The organism is Actinomadura sp. WMMB 499, assembly GCF_008824145.1.
Classification (GTDB): domain Bacteria; phylum Actinomycetota; class Actinomycetes; order Streptosporangiales; family Streptosporangiaceae; genus Spirillospora.
The window spans coordinates 4,911,879-4,929,651 of record NZ_CP044407.1 but is presented as its reverse complement, the minus strand read 5'-3'; the positions used below and the strand labels follow the sequence as shown (position 1 = coordinate 4,929,651).

Genomic DNA, 17,773 nt, shown 5'->3' with positions numbered 1-17,773 from the left:
GCCGGTGAGGAACCGCCAGTAGTCGGCGGGCCCGGTCAGGTCGCGGTCGCCGCCGGGGAAGCGGCAGCCGATGCCGACGACCGCGACCGGCTCGTCGGCGGCGGGGGCGGAGGACGGGACGGACGGCGCCGGCCCGGCACTCGCGGCCGCGCCGGCGGCGGTGCCGGCGCTCGCGAGGTCGGCGCCGGAGGCGAGGGCCACCGAGAGCTTGTCGATCGTCGGGTGTTCCCAGACGAGGGTGGCGGGGAGCGACCGGCCGAGCATCTGCTCGAGCTCACCGGCGATCGCGACGGCGTCGCGGGAGGCGAGCCCGAACTCCTCGAGCGGGCGGTCGGGGTCGATCTGGTCTTCGGTGGTCCGGGAGCGACGCGCGATCTGCTCGATCAGGTGCCGGCGAATCGAATCCTCGCTGATCCGAGCCCGATCCTGCGGGATGTCCCGCGCGGCTCCGGAACGATCTTTGCTCTGCATGCGGTGGGTTCCCCCCATGACGGGATCGTTCATCGAAGCAGGGACCCACTTTGTCCCACTGTGACCGGCCCAGGATGCGCATCCAGACCACTTTTCTCCCGAGTCACTTGTCACGGTGATGACAAGACTCGGTAGTAACCAATGTGGCCTGATGGGATAGTTGAGAGACCCATCCCGGAGATGTGATGGGTAACCACTAATGAACCAATAGTAACAATAGTCCGACGAGACATTTTAGGGGGTAGCGGCGGATTTCCCGCGCGCGGGGGAGGTCACGCCGCGTGCACCGTTGACCCGGGGCAGATACCGATGGGCGCTGGCGGTCGTCGCCGTCAGCGCATTCATGATCACCATGGACAACACGGTGGTCTTCAACGCGCTGCCCACGATCAAGGCCGATCTCGACATGTCGGACTCGGCCGCCGGATGGGTCGCGACCGGGTACATCCTGATGTTCTCGTGCCTGATGATCGCGGGCGGGCGGCTCACCGACATCTTCGGCTGCCGCGTCCCGTTCACCCTCGGCATGCTGATCTTCACGACGGCGTCGGCCGTCTGCGGGCTCGCCGAGAGCACCGACGTGCTCATCCTGGCGCGCATCGTGCAGGGCGCCGGGGCCGCGCTCGCGCTGCCCGCCACGCAGGTCATGGTCACCGTCGGGCGCAACGACAAGCAGCGCTCGATCGGCAACATCGTCTGGATCGGCGCGGCCTCCAGCGCCACCGCCCTCGGCCCGACGATCGGCGGCCTCATCGCCGAGCAGTGGTCCTGGGGCTGGATCTTCCTGATCAACATCGTGCCCGGGGTCCTGGTGATCCTGCTCGGCCTGTTCGTCCTCACCGGCGTGGGCGAGAACAAGGACGCCCGCGTCGACCTGCCCGGCGTGCTGATCTCCGCGACGATGCTGTTCGCCTTCACCTACGCGCTGGAGACCGGCGGCCACCACGGCTGGACCGACCCCTCGGTGCTCAGCGTCTTCGCCCTCGGCGCCATCGCGCTCGTCTGCTTCGTCATGGTGGAGAACTGGGCCCCCGACCCCATGATCGACCTGCGGTTCTTCCGGAACCGGGTGTTCACCGGCGGGCTCCTGTCGCAGATGCTCTACGGCATCGGCTTCAACGGCATGATGTTCTACTCGCCGCAGTTCCTGCAGGTCTTCCTCGGCTTCTCGCCGCCCGAGGCCGGCCTCGTCATGCTCCCCCCGGCCATCACGATCATGGTGCTGACGCCCGTCGCGTTCCTGCTCGCCGCCAAGATCGGCCCGCGGCCCGCGATCGGCGGCGGGATGGCGCTGATGGCCCTCGGGATGGTGCTGTTCTCGATGCTCGAGCGCGGCGACGGCTACGCCGAGCTGATGCCCGGCGTCATGCTCGTCGGCGTCGGCGCCGCCCTCGGCATGCCGCTCGTCATGTACGTGCTCAAGGCCGTCCCCGAGCGGCGGGCGGGCGTCGCCAGCGGCGTGATCAACGTGATCCGCGAGTCGTCCGGCGCCTTCGGCATCGCGATCGTCGGGCTGCTCATCCACACGGTCCCCGACGTGGGCGCGGGCGCCGGCGCGCTGGAGGAGTTCCGGTCGGGCGCCTCGTCCGGACTGATCCTCGGCGCGGTGCTGGTGCTGATCGGCGGCCTCATCGGCGGGTTCACGCTGCCCAGCAGGCGCGGCTGGCTCGGCCCCAAGCACGGCAAGCAGCGCCCGCTCGTCTCCGACCCGCCGCCGCGCCGCACCGCCCGGTCCGCCGCGACCGTCCCCTCCGCCGCGCCGGTCTCCGACCCGCGCGCCACCACGCCCGACCCGATCCCGGTCGGCGCCGGAGGCCTCGCCGCGGACGACCGCGCGGTCGCGGGCGTCCCGGGTGCTCCGGGTGCCGCCGGGGGCGCGGGCGCCGCACCGTCGCGCGTCCCGTCCGCCGCGGCCTCCGCCGCACCGTCCGATCCCGACACCGCCCCCCATACCGCGCGCCCCCCGCTCGCCTCCCCCCGGAAGGACGAGAGCATGCCCGACCCCACCCCCGGGCCCCACTGGTGGAACGACTGGGACGAGCCCGCCCCGGGCCCCGGTCCGGAGGAGCCGCCGCCCGCCCCGTCGGCCTGGCCCCCGCCGCCGAGCGCCGCCCCGCCCGTCCCGTCCGTCCCGCCCGCGGCGCCGCCCGGACCGGTGGACGACGTCTGGTACGACCGGCCCGGCACCGTGCGGGACGGCCTGTCGCTCGGGGTCGCGGACCCGGCGGACGCCCGCCGCCCGCCACCGCCGCCCGAGGGCTGGTACCAGCCGTACACGCCCGACGACGGCCCGCCGAGCGGCCCGCCGTCCCCGCCGCCCGGCCCCCGCGACGACGCCTGGTGAGGAGGCGCACGTGAGCACCATCGTGATCTTCGGCGCGGGCTCGCGCGGCGACGTCCAGCCCTGCGCCGCCCTCGGGCGCGCCCTGCGCGCGCGCGGGCACGACGTCAAGCTCGTCGCCAGCGCCCGCTACGCCTCGCTCGCCGCCGGCGCCGGGCTCGGCCTCGCGCCGCTCACCGCCGACCCGACCGAGATCCTCGAGTCGGACGCCGGGCAGGAGCTGCTCGCGGGCGGCCGCAACCCGGTGAAGTTCCTCGGCGGGTTCCGGCGGATCCTCGGGCCGATGGCCGACCGGCTGCTCGCCGAATGCCTCGACGCTTGCAAGGACGCCGACCTGATCCTCGGGCCGACGCTCGGCGCGCTCCCCCGGCACATCGGCGAGCACCTCGGCGTCCCGTGGGCGCTGATCCACTTCCAGCCGAGCCGGGCCACCGGCGCGTTCCCGCACCCGTTCGTCCCGCGCGCGCGCCTGCTCGGCCCGCTCGCCAACCGGGCGAGCTTCCACGCGGTCGACCAGGTCGCGTGGCTGCTGTCGCGCCCGTTCATCAACCCGTGGCGCGAGCGGGCGCTCGGGCTGCCGCCGCTGCCGCTGCGCGACGCGCGCGACGACCGTCCGGTCCTCGCCTGCTTCAGCCCGGAGGTCGTCCCGCGCCCGCGCGACTGGCCGCGCAGCCTCACCATGACCGGCTACTGGTTCCTCGACGAGCCCGACTGGACGCCGCCGAAGGACCTCGCCGACTTCCTCGACGACGGTCCCCCGCCCGTCTACGTCGGGTTCGGCAGCATGGTCCCGAAGGACGCCGCGATGACCGCCCGGATCGTCCGGACGGCGCTGAAGCTCGCGGGCGTCCGCGGGATCGTGCAGGGCGACCCGGACACCTCGGACGGCGACGTGCTCGCCGTCCGCGACGTCCCGCACGCCTGGCTGTTCCCCCGCACGGCCGCCGTCGTCCACCACGGCGGCGCGGGCACCACCGCGGCGGGCCTGCGCGCGGGCGCCCCCACGGTCGTCTGCCCGTTCTTCGGCGACCAGCCGTACTGGGGCGAGCGGGTCGCGGCGCTGGGCGCGGGCCCGCCGCCGCTGCCGTTCCGGACACTCACCGTCCCGCGCCTGGCCGCCCGCATCCGCGCGGCCGTCGAGGACCCCGACATCGCCGACCGCGCCGAACACCTCGGCCGGCGCATCCACGCCGAGGACGGCCTCGCGCGCGCGCAGGAAGCCCTGGAGCCCCTGCTCCGCTGACGGCTGCTCGACGCCGAGGCCCTGCCGTACGCGCCGGTCCGGCACACCGAGTCGGAGAGCGATCTCGTCCGCGCCCTCGCCGACGTCGTCCGCGGCCACGGTCCACGGACCGGCGGCGCGGCCTGATCGCCGCCGGTTTCCGGAGGCCCTACTTCCAGGTCCAGCCCGTGCCGTCCGGGGAGCGGACGATCTCGCGCTTGGCGCGCGGCGGGCGCGGGCGGCGCGGCGCCGGGGGGCCGTCCGCCCACGGGGCCCACGGCGCGTGCCGTCCGTCCCCGTTGGGCGCGGCGGAGCCGTTGCCGCCGCGCGGGGCGGGGGGCGGGGGCGCCTTCGGCCTGCGGGTCCGCTTCGGCGGGGCGGCGGGGGCGGGCTTCTCCCAGTGCAGGGTGTAGGGGACGGGCTGCTCCTTCGGCAGCGGCGGGGCCACGCCGGCGGGCGCGGCCGCCGCCGGGAACCCGCTGCTCTCGCGCAGGTCCATCCTCGCGTGCAGGCCGCGCAGCGGCTTCGGCAGCCACCAGTTCGCCGCCCCCATGAACCGCATCGTGGCCGGGACGAGCAGCGACCGCACGAGCAGCGCGTCCACGACGACGGCGACGAACATGCCGACGCCGATCAGCTTCACGACCGTGATCCCGGCGAACGCGAACGCGCCGATGACCACGAGGAACAGCAGCGCCGCGCTCGTGATGATGCTGCCGGTGTGCTGCATGCCGGACGCGACGGCCGTGCGGTTGTCGTGCGTCCGGTCCCACTCCTCGCGGATGCGGCTGAGCAGGAACACCTCGTAGTCCATCGACAGGCCGAACACGACCGCGAGGATCAGGATCATGCTGGTCGCCTCGACGCCGCCTGTCGGCGTGAAGTCCAGCAGCCCGGCCAGGTGCCCGTACTGGAAGCCCCACACGATCGCCCCGAACGACGCGCCGATCGACAGGACGTTCATCACGATCGCCTTCAGCGGCAGCACGATCGACCCGAAGAACATGAACAGCAGGACGAACGTCGCCGCGCCGACCGCCACCGCCATCTTCGGCAGCGACTCCATCAGGCTGTCCATCAGGTCCATCTGCGCGGCCGTGCTGCCCCCGACGTCGATGTGCATCGGGTACCCGTCCTTGGTCAGATGCATCGACCGGATCGTCTCGACCAGCTCTTGCGCCTGCTCGTCCATCGGCTCGTACTCGTGCGTGACGGAGATCCGCACGCCCCCGTACGTCCCGGAATAGCCGGTGAACTCCGACGACACGACGCCCGGCAGCTCCGCGAGCTCCGTGCGGAACTCGTCCAGGTAGGGCGGGATCGGGTCGCCCTCCTCCGGCGTCCAGTTCGTCGGGATCAGATCCCCCGACACCACCACGTCGATCGGCTCGGCGGACCCGTTCGGGAACTCCGCCTTGATCGTCTCGACGACGGTGCGGGTGGGGCTGTCCTTCGGCAGGACGCGCGCGTCGATGCTGCCGAACTGGACGTTCAGGAACGGGCCGGCCATGAAGGCCAGGATGGCGAGCACCACCGCGAAGTATGGCAGCGGGTGCTTCATCACGCTGTGCCCGAGGCGGAACCAGAAGCCGCTCTCCGGGTCGCGCTGCGCGCGCTTGGCGGACGGGCGACGCCACGGCATCCGGCCGCCCTCGACGCGCGTGCCGAGCAGGGCCAGCAGGGTCGGCAGCAGGACCGTCGCGCCGAACACCGCGACCATGACGGTCGCGATGCCCGCCAGGCCGATCGTCCGCAGGAACATCTGCGGGAACAGCAGCAGCCCGGCCAGCGCCGCCGACACCGTCACGCCCGACACCACGATCGTGCGCCCGGCCGTCGCCATCGTCCCGGCCAGCGCCGCCTCGCGGATTGGCCGCAGGGTTCTCTTGTACTCCTTCTTCGCGGCTCTGCGCGCGCGCCTGCCCTTTTCCCTCTTCCACGGCTTGCCCTGCGGGATGTCCGCTCTCGTCATGCCGCGCTGCAGTTCCTCACGGAACCGGCTGATGATGAACAGCGAATAGTCGATGCCGAGGCCGACGCCCATCATCGTGACGACCTCGAGCGCGAACGACGTCACGTCCGTCACGTACGTCACCGCGTGCAGGACCGCGAAGCCGCCGATCATCGAGAACACCGCGACGCCGATCGGCAGCATCGCCGCGACCATCGCACCGAACAGGATCACCAGCAGGATGACCAGCGGCCCGGCGGTGATCATCTCCGCGCGGACGATGTCCGCCACGACCTGCGAGCCGAACTCCTGCCCCAGCGGGACGCTGCCGCCGATCTGCGCCTCCAGGCCCGGCGCCGCCACCCGGTCCTTGATCAGCTCGTAGTTCTCGAGCTTCTCCGCGCCGGTGTCGCCCGCCAGCTTCACCGCGATGAACGTCCTGCGCCCGTCCTGCGACGCGAACGACTCGGCGGCCTTCCCGCTCAGCGACCAGTACGTGATGATCTCGCTGACCTGCGCCTTCGGCAGCCGCGCGGCCGTCGTGACGACGCTGCCCATGTACTCCGGGTCGTCCACCTTCATGGTGTCGCTGGAGTACAGGACGATCACGTCGGGATTCGTGCTGCCGAAGTACGTCGCGCCGAGCTCGGCGACGAGCGTCGAGGACGCGTCCGGGTCCTCGAAGCCGCCCTCCTTGAACTTGCCGAGCACACCGATGCCCCAGGCGCCGGCGGCCCCGGTGAACAGCACGATCAGGACGAGGCTGACCCAGCGCCGCCGGTGGATGAGCCGCCCCAGCCCCGCAAGCATGGTCCTCCAGGTGTGTGTCGGGTCGCCCGCTACTTCCGCGACGCGAGCTTCGCCGCGGTCGTCGGGAGCCCGCCGTCAAGGTAGCGCTGCCGGGTCGCCGCGCGCGCGATCTTCCCGCTGGACGTCCGGGACACGCCGCCCGGCTCGATCAGCACGAACTCGTGCACGCTCATCTCGTGCTCGACGTTCACCGCCGCGCGCACCGCCGCCTCGACCTCCTCGGGGTCGAGGCGTCCCAGCGGCACCCGCCGGTTCCGCTCGGCGACGACGACCAGCCGCTCCGTCTCCGCCCCCGCCAGCGCGAACGCCGCGACGTGGTCCGGACGGACGGCCTGGTGCGCCTCCTGCGCGGTGACCTCGATGTCCTGCGGGTAGTGGTTGCGGCCGTCCACGATGATCAGGTCCTTGATGCGGCCCGTCACGTACAGCTCGCCCTCGTGGACCACGCCGTAGTCGCCGGTCTTCATCCACGGCCCCGCGGGCAGCCCGCCGGGCTCGGCCAGCTCGCCGCCGAACGTCTCCTGGCTGCGCTCGGAGTTGCGCCAGTAGCCGGGCGCCGTGTTCGGGCCGTGCACCCAGATCTCCCCGACCCGCCCGTCCGGCTGCTCCAGCCGCGTCTCCGGGTCCACGATCGCGACGAACTGCCCGCACGGGCGCCCGCAGGACACCAGCGTGCTCGTCCCCCGGTCGTCCGGCCGCAGCTCGCCGCCGGTCAGCGCCTCCCGGTCGGCCGCGATCGTCCTCGGCGGGGCGTCGTCGGCCGCCGCCGTCACGAACACCGTCGCCTCCGCCAGCCCGTACCCCGGCGCCTGCGCGCCCGGCCGCAGCCCCGCCGGCTCCAGCGCCTCCGCGAACATCGCCAGCGTCGACGTCCGGATCGGCTCCGCACCGTTCAGGCACGTCGTCAGCCCCGACAGGTCCAGCCCCGCGATCTTCTCCGGCTTCGCCGCCGTCGCCACGTACTCGTACGCGAAGTTCGGGCCCGCCGTGTACACGTTCTTGCCGGGCCGCTCCGCGATCAGCTGCATCCAGCGCAGCGGGTTCATGATGAACGACACCGGATCGGTGAAGATCGCGTGGTCGCCCCGCACCAGCGGCAGCGCCATCGTCGCGATCAGCCCCATGTCGTGGAACAGCGGCAGCCAGCTGACCAGCTCCGGGTCCGGCTTCTCGGGCGCCCAGCCCGCCCACAGCTGCATCGCGTTCGCCGTCACGTTCCCGTGCGTGATCTCCACGCCCGCCGGACGGCGCGTCGAACCCGACGTGTACTGCAGGTACGCGAGATCGTCGAAGCCGAACGGCTCGTCCGTCCAGCCCTCGCCGAGCGCGGGCTCGACCTCCTCGGCGAACACGATCTCCCGCGGCCGCGGGACGTCGTGGTCGGCGAGGAACTTCTCCACGTGCGGCAGCGCGTTCCGGGACGTGACGATCACCGCGGGCTCGGCGTCGGTGTACGCGCCGATCAGCCGGTCCGCGTGGCCCGGCAGGTCGGGCGAGAACAGCGGCACCGCCACCACGTGCGCGTACATCGCGCCGAGCATCGTCATCATGTAGTCGAGGGTCTGCGGCAGCAGCAGCGCCGCACGGTCCCCGGGCCCCGCGACCTGCCGGAGCCGCACCGCCAGCGCGCGCGCCCGCCGGTCCGTCTCGGCCCAGTCGTAGGTGACGTGCACGCCGGACGGGTCCAGCGAGTAGTCCACGAACGTGAAGGCTGGGGCGTCCGGCTTCTCTCTCGCCCACCTCGCGATCCGCTCGATCAGCGGGGTGCGCCCGGCGCCGCCGGGCAGGAGTTCGGGGAGCAGCGAGCCCAGTGCCATGGATGATCTCCCGGGGGGACGGGCCGGGCGGGCCGCAAGAGCTGCGCGCGCCGCCCGCGGGGGTGGGCCCGGACGGCCGACTGCGGGGCGTCCGGCTACCGGCGAATGATCGTGAAGCTACCCGATGGTAGGCACCGCGCGATATTAGCCGCCGGGCACATTGGCGAACGGGCCGTTTATCACCGCGATGACAAACGGAAACGCCCGATCACCCGCTGTGCCCGGCGATTCGATCATCGCGAGAAGATCTGCTGCATGATCCCCCGGCGATGCCGCCCCTGGTACGTCGTGTCCGGGTTCTCCCCGTCCGGAAGTTCCGCCAGGTAACGGCTCTCGGCGTCGATCAACTGCTCCAGCTCGCCGCGATCGAGAAAGACGCCCCGGCATCCCGGGCATTCCTCGATGACGACCCCGTGACGTTCATGCGTGTCGAGCTTCGTCGGACACTTCGGGCACTGCATCGTCGCCTCTGACATACCGGATCCCCTGTCCGTTAAGACGGTGTTGGCCGTCAGCGGGTCAGCTTATGACGCCGTCACCGATTTGGCACGACCGGGTTCGTCGCACCCCGCCCGGACGCGCCGTCACCCGCCGGACCGCACCGCCCGGGTCCACGCCAGCCGCCGCCGCCAGAGCCCCACGCACGCCGCCGCCCACACGAGCATCAGCTCCGCGATCGCCGCGACCCCGAGCACGACCGCCCAGTCCCGGCCGTCCCCCCGGCCGAGCGCGCTCGGCGACAGCAGCGTCATCTCGTCCGCCTCGGCCACCGCCGGCGGCGCCTTCGGCGGCGGCAGCACGATCGGCTCCGACGACGGCAGCGGCAGCGGCAGCATCGGCAACCCCTCGGGCACGGGCACGTCCTCGGGCACGACGGGCTCCCCGTTCAACGCCCCGTCCCCGAGACCCTCTCCCCCCGGCGAGCCGCCGCCGGGCGCACCCCCGCCGGGCGCATCGCCCGACCCGCCCACCTCGGGCGCACCCCCGGCCGAGCCGCCCCCGCCGGACCCGCCGGACGACCCGCTGGACGCGCCCCCGCCCGTCCCGTCCTGCCCGGACGCCCCGTCACCCGACGCCGCGCCACCCCGAGGCCCACCGTCCCCGGACGAACCGTCCCCGTCGGCCGAACCCTCTCCGCCGGCCGAACCACCACCCGTACCACCGTGACCGGCCGAACCATCCCCACCGGCCGAACCACCACCCGTACCGCCCTGACCGGCCGAACCATCCCCACCGGCCGAACCACCACCCGCACCGCCCTGACCGGATGAACTGCCCCCGTCAGACGAACCACCACTCGTACCACCGTGACCAGACGAACCCTCTCCGCCGGACGAACCACCACTCGTATCGCCACCGCCAGACGAACCGCCCCCGTCAGACGAACCACCACCGGCACCGCCCTGACCAGACGAACCGCCGCCGCCGGACGTCCCGTCCCCGTTGGGCGCGCCCTCGGACGGGCCGCCGCCGCCGGACGGACCACCGTTCGACCCGCCGGACCCGGACGGGCCGCCGCTCGTCCCCTCGTCCCCGGCCGGGCCGCCGCCCGAAGGCGCGTCACCACGGGGCCCCTCTCCGGACGGCTGCCCCTCCGGGAGACCATCGCCGGACGAACCATCGGCCGGCACGCCTCCATCACCCGTGCCGCCATCACCCGCGCCACCGTCGGCCCCGCCACCCTGACCGTTCGCTGTCCCGTCCGGCGCCCCGCCACCCGGAGACTCACCGCCGGGATTGTCCGAGGTGCCGCATTCGCCCCCGACCGTCCCTCCACCATCCGGCGTTCCGGTACCAGTCGGGGTCTCGGCACCACTGGACGCCCCGCCATCGGTCGGCGCGCCACCGTCCGTCGGCGTCCCGCCGCCGCTCGATGCTCCGCCACCCCCGGACGGCCCAGCACCACTCGACGGCTCTCCACCATTCGGGGAACCGGCACCACCAGGCGCGCCATCACTCGGGAGGCCGTCGCCGGTCGGGGCTCCACTCGAGGCCACTCCACCCCCCGGAGAGTCGGCACCCTCGGACGGCGGGCGGCTCGCGGGCGGGCCATCGTCCATCGACCCGCCGCCGGGAGACGATCCCTCAACGCACCACGAGACTGTGGAGGGCGCATCCCCCTTCGGGCACACGGGACGGCCATCCGGACCACCGGCATCGCCGGAGGCCGAGGGGGCGCACGCGCCGTTCAGTGCGAACACGGCGCGGGTGACCTCGGCCGGTGCGTTCTCGGCAGTGGCGACGACACGGACGGCGAGACGATCCCGCGCGCCCCCGACCACCACCCCGGTCTCGCCCCCCGCCCCTGAAGCAGCCCCGGTCCCAGACGCAGCGCCCGCCCCGGCCCCAGCACCCGGCTCCCCAGACGCAGCCCCGGCACCCGCCCCCGAGGCAGCACCCGGCTCCCCAGACCCGGCACTCGACCCAGCCCCGGCACCCGACCCGGCCCCAGCACCCGGCTCCCCAGACGCAGCCCCAGCACCCGACCCAGAGGCAGCCCCCGCCCCAGACGCAGCGCCCGGCTCCCCAGACCCGGCACCCGCCCCGGCCCCAACTCCCAGCTCCCCAGACCCGGCACCCAACCCAGGCGAGGCACCCGCCTCCCCAGACCCGGCACCCGCCCCAGTACCGGCACCCGACCCAGACCCAGCCTCCGGCTCCCCAGACCCGGCACCCGGCCCGGCCCCGGAACCCGGCCCGGCCCCGGAACCCGGCCCGGCCGACCCAACCCCGGCACCCGGCCCGCCCCCGGCACCCGCCCCCGAGGCAGCACCCGGCTCCCCCGCCGTGGCCTCCGGCTCGGGTGCTACGGGGAGTTGCAGGGTCGCGCGCCGCGATCTGGGGCGTTCGTCGACGTCGCCGAGCGCGCAGCGGAGTTCCCGCAGGCCGGCGGTGTGGCACTTCCAGTCGAGCGGGGACCAGAATCCGGGGTGTTCGACGGAGAGCCGGACGGACGTGCCGTGCGCGGTGCCGCCGGTGGCGTGGACGCGGACGGTGTAGGTCATCGCGTAGTGGTGGCCGAAGGTCTCGCCGCCGCGCACGGTGACCTGCGTGTGCAGGCGGACGTCCGCGCCCGCGCGGGCGGTCGGGACGGCCAGTGCCAGCGGCAGCGCGGTGCCCGCCACGAGCGCGATCCAGCGCGTCTTGATCCTGCGGCGCCCCACCGGGTCTCCTCCTGCTCGCTCTTCGGTTCCCGGGGGGTCGGCGGCACGGCGCCGGGCGTAGTGGGTTATTGCCAGGAGTAGCGTGCTTCACTCCCGCCCTGGATCATCTTTCGGAAGGCGAAAGCAGGTTTCCGTAGAATGAGCGGATTCGGCGAGGGAGAGGAGACACCGGGTGGCTGAGTCCGTGCGGTCGCTGGAGCGCGCGTTCGAGCTGCTGGAGCATCTGGCGGACGCGGGCGGCGAGATGGCGCTGTCGGAGCTGACGGAGGTGTCCGGGTTGCCGATGCCGACGATCTACCGGCTGATGCGGACGCTCGTCAACCGGGGGTACGTGCGCCAGGAGCCGTCGAAGCGGTACGCGCTGGGCCCGCGGCTGATCCGGCTCGGGAGGGCGCGGGCCGGTTGCTGGGCTCGTGGGCCGGGCCGGTGCTGTCGCGGCTGGTGAACGAGGTGGGGGAGACGGCGAACATGGCGGTCCTGGAGGGGGACGAGGCCGTGTACGTCGCGCAGGTGCCGTCGCGGCACTCGATGCGGATGTTCACCGAGGTCGGGCGGCGGGTGCAGCCGCACTGCACGGGCGTCGGGAAGGCGCTGCTGTCGCAGCTGCCGGAACGCAAGGTGCGCGAGATCCTCGGCCGGACGGGCATGGCCGCGCACACGCCGAACACCTTCACGGACGCGGACGCGCTGGTGGCGGAGCTCGCGCGGGTGCGGGACCGGGGTTACGCGCTGGACGACGAGGAGCAGGAGGTCGGCGTGCGGTGCGTCGCGGTGCCGCTGCGGGGCGCCCCGGCGCTGACCGCGCTGTCGGTGTCGGGGCCGTCCGGGCGGCTGACCCGCGAGACCGTCCCGGACGTCGTGCCGATCATGCTGGACGCGGCCGCGGGTTTCGCGCGCGAACTCGGCGCCCCGGAGTCCTGAGGCTCGTGCTAGCCGAGCAGACCGCGCCGGTATCCCTCGCCGACGGCGGCGGCGCGGTCGCGGACGCCGAGCTTGCCGTAGATGTGCAGCAGGTGGGTCTTGATGCTGGCCTCGCTGATGAAGAGCTTCGCGGCCGCCTGGCGGTTGGAGGCGCCGTCCGCGACGAGGGCGAGGACCTGGAGTTCGCGGTCGGTGAGGGCGGCCTTGACCGGCCGGCGCACCTGGCCCATCAGGCGCCCGGTCACGGCGGGCGACAGGACCGGCTCGCCGACGGCCGAGGCCCGGACGGCGCGCAGGAGTTCGTCGGTGGGGGTGTCCTTGAGGAGGTAGCCGGTGGCGCCGGCCTCGATGGCGGGCAGCAGGTCGGAGTCGGCGTCGAACGTGGTCAGGACGAGGGTCTTGATGTGGGGATGGGAGCGGCGCAGCGCGGTGATGGCGGCGACGCCGTCCATCTCGGGCATGCGCAGGTCCATGAGGACGACGTCGGCCTGGAGGGCGGCGGCGCGGTCGACGCCTTCGCGGCCGTTGGCGGCTTCGCCGACGACGTGGATGTCGGGTTCCGCCTCGAAGGCGGCGCGCAGACCGTCGCGGACGATGGGGTGGTCGTCGACGATGAGGAGGCGGATCATCGGGGGCTTCCTTGGAGTGCGGGGACGATGGCGCTGACGGCGGTGCCCTCGCCGGGCGCGCTCTCGATCTCGAAGGTGCCGCCGACGCCGCGCACGCGCTGCCGCATGCCGCTGAGGCCGAACCCCTCGCCGCCGCCGGAGGCGCGGATCCCGGTGCCGTCGTCGCGGACGTCGAGCAGGACGGCGGGGCCGGTGTAGGAGAGGGTGAGGCCGACGGACGTGGCGCTCGCGTGCTTGGCGACGTTGGCGAGGGCTTCCTGGGCGACGCGGAAGAGCGTGACCTCGATGGCGGTGCTGAGCGCGACGCGGTCGCCGGTCACCTCGACGCGGACGTCGACGCCGGACGTCCGGGTCCAGTCGCGGGCCAGGGTGGTCACCGCGTCGGGCAGGTGGCTGTCCTCCAACTGGCCGGGCTGGAGGGCGGCGACGGAGCGGCGGGCCTCGCTGAGGCTGTCCCCGGCGAGGCCGAGCGCGGTGTCGATGTGGGCGCCGGAGTCCTCGACGCGCTGGGCGGCGCGAAGCTGCATGATGATGCCGGTGAGCCCCTGGGCGAGGGTGTCGTGGATCTCGCGTGCCATGCGCTGGCGTTCGTCGAGGATGCCGGCCTGGTGGGCCTGGGTGAGGAGCTGGGCGTGGAGGTCGGCGTTCTCCTCCAGGGCGGTCTGGAGGTCGCCGACCGCTTTCCGGTACTTGCGCTCCCGGCCCTCGATCCTGATGGCGGCGATGTGGCCGCCGCCGATGGCGACGGTCTGCACGGCGACGATCGCCAGATGGAAGGCGATGAGCTGGATGTCGGCCCGGGTCCAGTCGAGCGCCGCTCCGTACAGGACGAACGAGGTGGCGGCGACGGCCGCGAAGGTCCACCTGGACGGAGCGAAGTTCGCGGCGAGGAAGAAGCCGGAGATGCAGTAGATGATGAAGATGGGGTCGTGGAAGGCGAGCAGCGCGGCGGTGGCCAGCACGCCGGCGAAGTGGACGGTGACGGCGGCCGTCCCCCGCGCGCGGCGGCGGGAAGAAGGGTGCGGTAGCCGAGGATCCAGGCGAGCGCCAGGGCGGTGAATGCGAGGGTGCGGAGGGGCCCGCCGTCGGGCTGGTCGGGCGAGGTCAGGCTGATGGCGAGGGAGGCGGCGAGCGTGATGTGGGGGGCCACCTCGACGGCGCGCTCGAAGCGGCGTTCCCAGACAGAGGGCGGGAAGGGGTCGTTCATCCGGGGCGAGCACCCTTCCTTCGATGCATGGCCGGTTTCACCTGGTAGTGGCCGATGAGGACGAGTTTAGGCTCATGGGGATCAGGATGGCGTAGCCGTACATGAGCACCCCCACGGCGATCATGAACATGATGGTGGGCCACTGCCAGTCCGGCCGGAGGTAGAGGGCGAGGAACCACACGCGGTCCTCGACGCCGAAGATCTTTATGGCCATGGGCGCCAGCCCCTGGGGGAACAGGGGAAGCCAGGCGATGCTGTAGCTGATCATGACGCCGATGCGGTGCCGGGTGGGCAGGTCCGCGGTGGCGGGTTTGCCGGTCTGCTGTGCCGGGCCGTGCTTCATGAGGTTGAGGAGATCGATGCCGTGCTCCTCGAGGCTGCGGTAGGCGACCCTCCCGAGTCCCCAGGCGCAGAGGGCGCCGGTCAGAACACCGGTGGCGACGCCGGCCCAGGGGGCGAGGAGGATGACGCCGGCCGCGGGCAGGGCGGTGGCGGGGACCGCGAGAAGGACGAGCCAGGCGAGACCGGTCTCGGCGGATTCGTCGGCGCCGGTGCTGAGCGGATTGCCGCCGCGTTCGTGGGGGTCGGTGCCGGGGACCAGCATCGTGACGGAGAGCAGGAGGACGACGCCGGCGCCGCCGCCGAGGAGGGCGGGGAGCAGGCCGAGAACCCACGGCCAGGCCCACGTCTCACCGCTGACGAGGGTGCCGGCGAGGGAGAGCACGACGGCGGGCGGGCCGACGACCAGCAGCCAGGCCAGCTGGCGTCCGCGGACGTCGGCGCGCTCCGCGCCGGGAGTCATGAGGGTGAGCCAGAGCGCGGTCCCGTCGGCGCCGTGGAGGTTGGCCGACGACGCGGCGGCCATCACGATCGCGAGGAGCCCCGCGAAGGGGACCATGATCCAGGCGTCGATGGCGACGAGCAGGAGGGGCGTGACGATGCCGAAGGAGAACGCCGCCGCCAGGAGCTGGATGCGGACGAGGTCGCGCCACCAGGCGCGCAGTTCCTTGGCGGCGACGAGGCGGGCGCCGCCGGTGACGGGCAGCGGGCGGGGCGCGCCGCGGCGGGGCGGCACACCGCCGCGGGCGGCCGAGACGGCGCGCCGCGACAGCAGGCCGGCCCACGCGGCCAGGAGCAGGGCGATCACGCCGGCGTTGGCGGCGAGAACGGCCACGGCGACGGGCCAGGACGCTTCGATGGCCGCCACGCCCCATCCGGAGGGCACGGCGCGGACGAGACTCCGGGACCAGGCGGCGGTGTCGTCACCGCCCAGCGCCGCCAGGGGTGCCCAGCCGGTGCTGCACAGGGCGATGGCGGTGCCGGTCACGACGCCGACGGCGACCGCGGTCGCGCGGGATCGGACGAACAGGCCGATGAGCGCCACGACGACTCGGGAGAGCATCACCATGGTGACGAGCGTGGTGACGGCCGCCGCCAGGCCGACGAGCACCCCGGCCGGGCCGAAGCGCCAGCCGTACACGGGCAGGGACAGCAGCGCGAGGAGATTGACCGCGGGCGCGGGGGCCGCGAAGGCTCCGGCGAGCAGTGCCGCCGCGACCCGGCGCGGCCGGGCCGGGAGCATCGAGAAGTACTCGGGGCGCAGGGCCTCGCCGCCTCCCAGGAAGATCGGGCCGAAGATCCAGCCGGACAGCCACGCGGCCAGGGCGAGCGGCAGGTGGGCGGGCCACAGGACGGCCACGGCGATCGTCCCGGCCGCGAGCAGCAGTCCGAGCGAGACCCCGGCGTAGAAGTTGGCGGCGCCGTCGCCGCGCAGCGAGTTGCGCAGCAGCGCCAGCCGCAGCCGGATCATGTGCCGGGGCCGGACGGCCGGGCCCGGCGTCAGGACGTGAGCCACGCCAGCCCCTCCGTTCCGCCGGTGCGGGCGCCGACGAGGTCGACGAAGGCGTCCTCCAGGGTTCCGGCGCCGCGGACGTCGGCCAGCGGCCCGGCGGCGACGACGCGGCCGCCGGCGATGACGCCCACGTGGTCGCAGAGCTGCTCGACGAGGGCCATGACGTGACTGGAGATGATGACCGAGCCGCCGTTGTCGACGAACCGGCGCAGGATGGTCCTGATCGTGGCGGCGGAGACGGGGTCGACGGCCTCGAACGGCTCGTCGAGGACGAGCAGGCGGGGCGCGTGCAGGAGGGCGACGGCCAAGCCGATCTTCTTGCGCATGCCGGTGGAGTACTCGATGACCAGGGTGCGCTCGGCGGAGTCGAGTTCGAGGACCCGGAGGAGTTCGTCGGTGCGCTCGGCGACGGCGGCGGGCGGCAGCCCGCGCAGCCGGCCGAGGAAGGTGAGGACCTCGCGGCCGGTGAGCCGTTCGGGCATGGCGTTGCCGTCGGGCAGCACGCCGATCAGGCTCTTGGCCCGGGTGCTCTCGCGCCACACGTCGACGCCGAAGATCTCGGCGCGCCCGGCGTCGGGGCGCAGCAGCCCGACGACCATGGCCAGGGTGGTGGTCTTGCCCGCGCCGTTGGGGCCGACCAGGCCGTAGAAGGATCCGGCGGGGACCGTGAGGTGGACGTCGTCGACGGCCACGTGGTCACCGAAGGTTCTGCGGAGACCGTCGGCGCGCAGGGCGGGCTCCCGAAGTGTTGGCATGACTCGAGCATCACGCGGGAGCGGGCCCGGCGGATCGTCCGGGCGGGGAGCGGGACGGTTGATCCGGGCATCAACCGATCGGTTGATGCCCGGGGGCGGCCTCGGCCGCCTCAGGCCTTGCCGGACGGGCCGTGGTCGACGGGTTCGCCGACGACGACGCGGGGGCGTCCGCCGCGCTCCCAGGTGACGTAGTCGCCCGCGGACTTGATGAGGGACGCGGCGAGCCAGAGCGCGACGCCCGCGTCGTCGATGAGGCCGATCCCGAGCAGGATCTCGGGGATCGCGTCGATCGGGGACAGGATGTAGACGACGCCGAGCGCGAGCAGCCCGAGCGTCCCGTAGGACATCCCCTTGTAGTCGCCGCGGAGCACGGCCTTGATCATTCGGGGTACGGCGCGGGTCCGCTCCCAGAGGCCGGGGGCCTGGGGGTCGAGCGTCTCGCTGTAGATCTGCCAGGCCTGGCCGGCGGCGGCCGCACGGCGCTTTCCGTCCACTGGCGCTCCCCTCGGGGGTGGGCTTTTGGTGCGGGCGCGCCCCCGCGGCGCCCGCGTTCAACTATGACGTGATGTCTGACGGATTTGTTCCCCCGGATCCGCTGTGACCCGGGCCTCACCGGAAGGTCCGTGACCGTTG

11 protein-coding genes and 2 pseudogenes are annotated in these 17,773 nt (G+C 73.5%); 3 read left to right on the top strand and 10 right to left on the bottom strand.

The features are described from left to right. Positions 1 to 3: 3 nt before the first annotated feature. Positions 4 to 471: pseudogene (locus tag F7P10_RS44545) on the bottom strand (phosphopantetheine-binding protein); the annotation flags it as partial. 289 nt (positions 472 to 760) lie between these two features. Between F7P10_RS44545 and F7P10_RS21860 the strand changes: the two are divergent. Both F7P10_RS21860 and F7P10_RS21855 read left to right on the top strand, forming a co-directional pair. Further along, positions 761 to 2,815 carry an MFS transporter gene (locus F7P10_RS21860; RefSeq protein WP_151011730.1) on the top strand — a complete coding sequence of 685 codons (2,055 nt, stop codon included), beginning with the start codon at positions 761 to 763 and terminating at the stop codon, positions 2,813 to 2,815. 10 nt (positions 2,816 to 2,825) lie between these two features. Beyond that, positions 2,826 to 4,055 carry a glycosyltransferase gene (locus tag F7P10_RS21855; RefSeq protein ID WP_254715943.1) on the top strand — a complete coding sequence of 410 codons (1,230 nt, stop codon included), beginning with the start codon at positions 2,826 to 2,828 and terminating at the stop codon, positions 4,053 to 4,055. 148 nt (positions 4,056 to 4,203) lie between these two features. Here F7P10_RS21855 and F7P10_RS21850 read toward each other — a convergent pair whose 3' ends face one another. The 4 genes from F7P10_RS21850 to F7P10_RS21835 all read right to left on the bottom strand — a co-directional run bounded on the left by F7P10_RS21850 (position 4,204) and on the right by F7P10_RS21835 (position 9,484). Beyond that, on the bottom strand, positions 4,204 to 6,795 hold the full coding sequence (locus F7P10_RS21850; RefSeq protein ID WP_151011728.1) for an MMPL family transporter: 2,592 nt from the start codon (positions 6,793 to 6,795) through the stop codon (positions 4,204 to 4,206). A 29-nt stretch (positions 6,796 to 6,824) separates the two neighbouring features. Further along, the gene (locus tag F7P10_RS21845) at positions 6,825 to 8,612 is read right to left on the bottom strand and encodes a fatty acyl-AMP ligase (protein WP_151011726.1); all 1,788 of its coding nucleotides are present in this window, start codon (positions 8,610 to 8,612) and stop codon (positions 6,825 to 6,827) included. A 233-nt stretch (positions 8,613 to 8,845) separates the two neighbouring features. Further along, positions 8,846 to 9,088, bottom strand: coding sequence for a zf-TFIIB domain-containing protein (locus tag F7P10_RS21840; protein WP_151011724.1), 243 nt, complete (start codon positions 9,086 to 9,088; stop codon positions 8,846 to 8,848). 108 nt (positions 9,089 to 9,196) lie between these two features. Next, on the bottom strand, positions 9,197 to 9,484 hold the full coding sequence (locus F7P10_RS21835) for a hypothetical protein (RefSeq protein WP_151011722.1): 288 nt from the start codon (positions 9,482 to 9,484) through the stop codon (positions 9,197 to 9,199). Between the two features lie 2,476 nt (positions 9,485 to 11,960). Between F7P10_RS21835 and F7P10_RS21820 the strand changes: the two are divergent. Further along, positions 11,961 to 12,697, top strand: a pseudogene (locus F7P10_RS21820) (IclR family transcriptional regulator). An 8-nt stretch (positions 12,698 to 12,705) separates the two neighbouring features. Here the strand turns inward: F7P10_RS21820 and F7P10_RS21815 are convergent. The 5 genes from F7P10_RS21815 to F7P10_RS21795 form a co-directional block, all read right to left on the bottom strand. Continuing rightward, positions 12,706 to 13,326, bottom strand: coding sequence for a response regulator transcription factor (locus F7P10_RS21815; RefSeq protein ID WP_151011720.1), 621 nt, complete (start codon positions 13,324 to 13,326; stop codon positions 12,706 to 12,708). Continuing rightward, the gene (locus F7P10_RS43425) at positions 13,323 to 14,288 is read right to left on the bottom strand and encodes a sensor histidine kinase (RefSeq protein WP_218040108.1); all 966 of its coding nucleotides are present in this window, start codon (positions 14,286 to 14,288) and stop codon (positions 13,323 to 13,325) included. Before F7P10_RS43425 ends, F7P10_RS21815 begins: the two co-directional genes overlap by 4 nt. A 282-nt stretch (positions 14,289 to 14,570) precedes the next feature. Then, positions 14,571 to 16,388: a hypothetical protein gene (locus tag F7P10_RS21805; protein WP_151011718.1), complete on the bottom strand. Its 1,818-nt coding sequence runs from the start codon at positions 16,386 to 16,388 to the stop codon at positions 14,571 to 14,573. Next, complete coding sequence (locus F7P10_RS21800) at positions 16,373 to 17,140, bottom strand: ABC transporter ATP-binding protein (protein WP_151011716.1); 768 nt, start codon at positions 17,138 to 17,140, stop codon at positions 16,373 to 16,375. Before F7P10_RS21800 ends, F7P10_RS21805 begins: the two co-directional genes overlap by 16 nt. Before the next feature lie 110 nt (positions 17,141 to 17,250). Beyond that, positions 17,251 to 17,634, bottom strand: a complete 384-nt coding sequence (locus tag F7P10_RS21795; RefSeq protein ID WP_151011714.1) for a YkvA family protein — start codon at positions 17,632 to 17,634, stop codon at positions 17,251 to 17,253. Positions 17,635 to 17,773: the final 139 nt, after the last annotated feature.

What these genes read in the sequence shown, in the direction of transcription:
- F7P10_RS21850 (WP_151011728.1), bottom strand. Translation starts at nt 6,795, where the DNA reads ATGCTTGCGGGGCTGGGGCGGCTCATCCACCGGCGGCGCTGGGTCAGC.
- F7P10_RS21845 (WP_151011726.1), bottom strand. Translation starts at nt 8,612, where the DNA reads ATGGCACTGGGCTCGCTGCTCCCCGAACTCCTGCCCGGCGGCGCCGGG.
- F7P10_RS21840 (WP_151011724.1), bottom strand. Translation starts at nt 9,088, where the DNA reads ATGTCAGAGGCGACGATGCAGTGCCCGAAGTGTCCGACGAAGCTCGAC.
- F7P10_RS21815 (WP_151011720.1), bottom strand. Translation starts at nt 13,326, where the DNA reads ATGATCCGCCTCCTCATCGTCGACGACCACCCCATCGTCCGCGACGGT.
- F7P10_RS21800 (WP_151011716.1), bottom strand. Translation starts at nt 17,140, where the DNA reads ATGCCAACACTTCGGGAGCCCGCCCTGCGCGCCGACGGTCTCCGCAGA.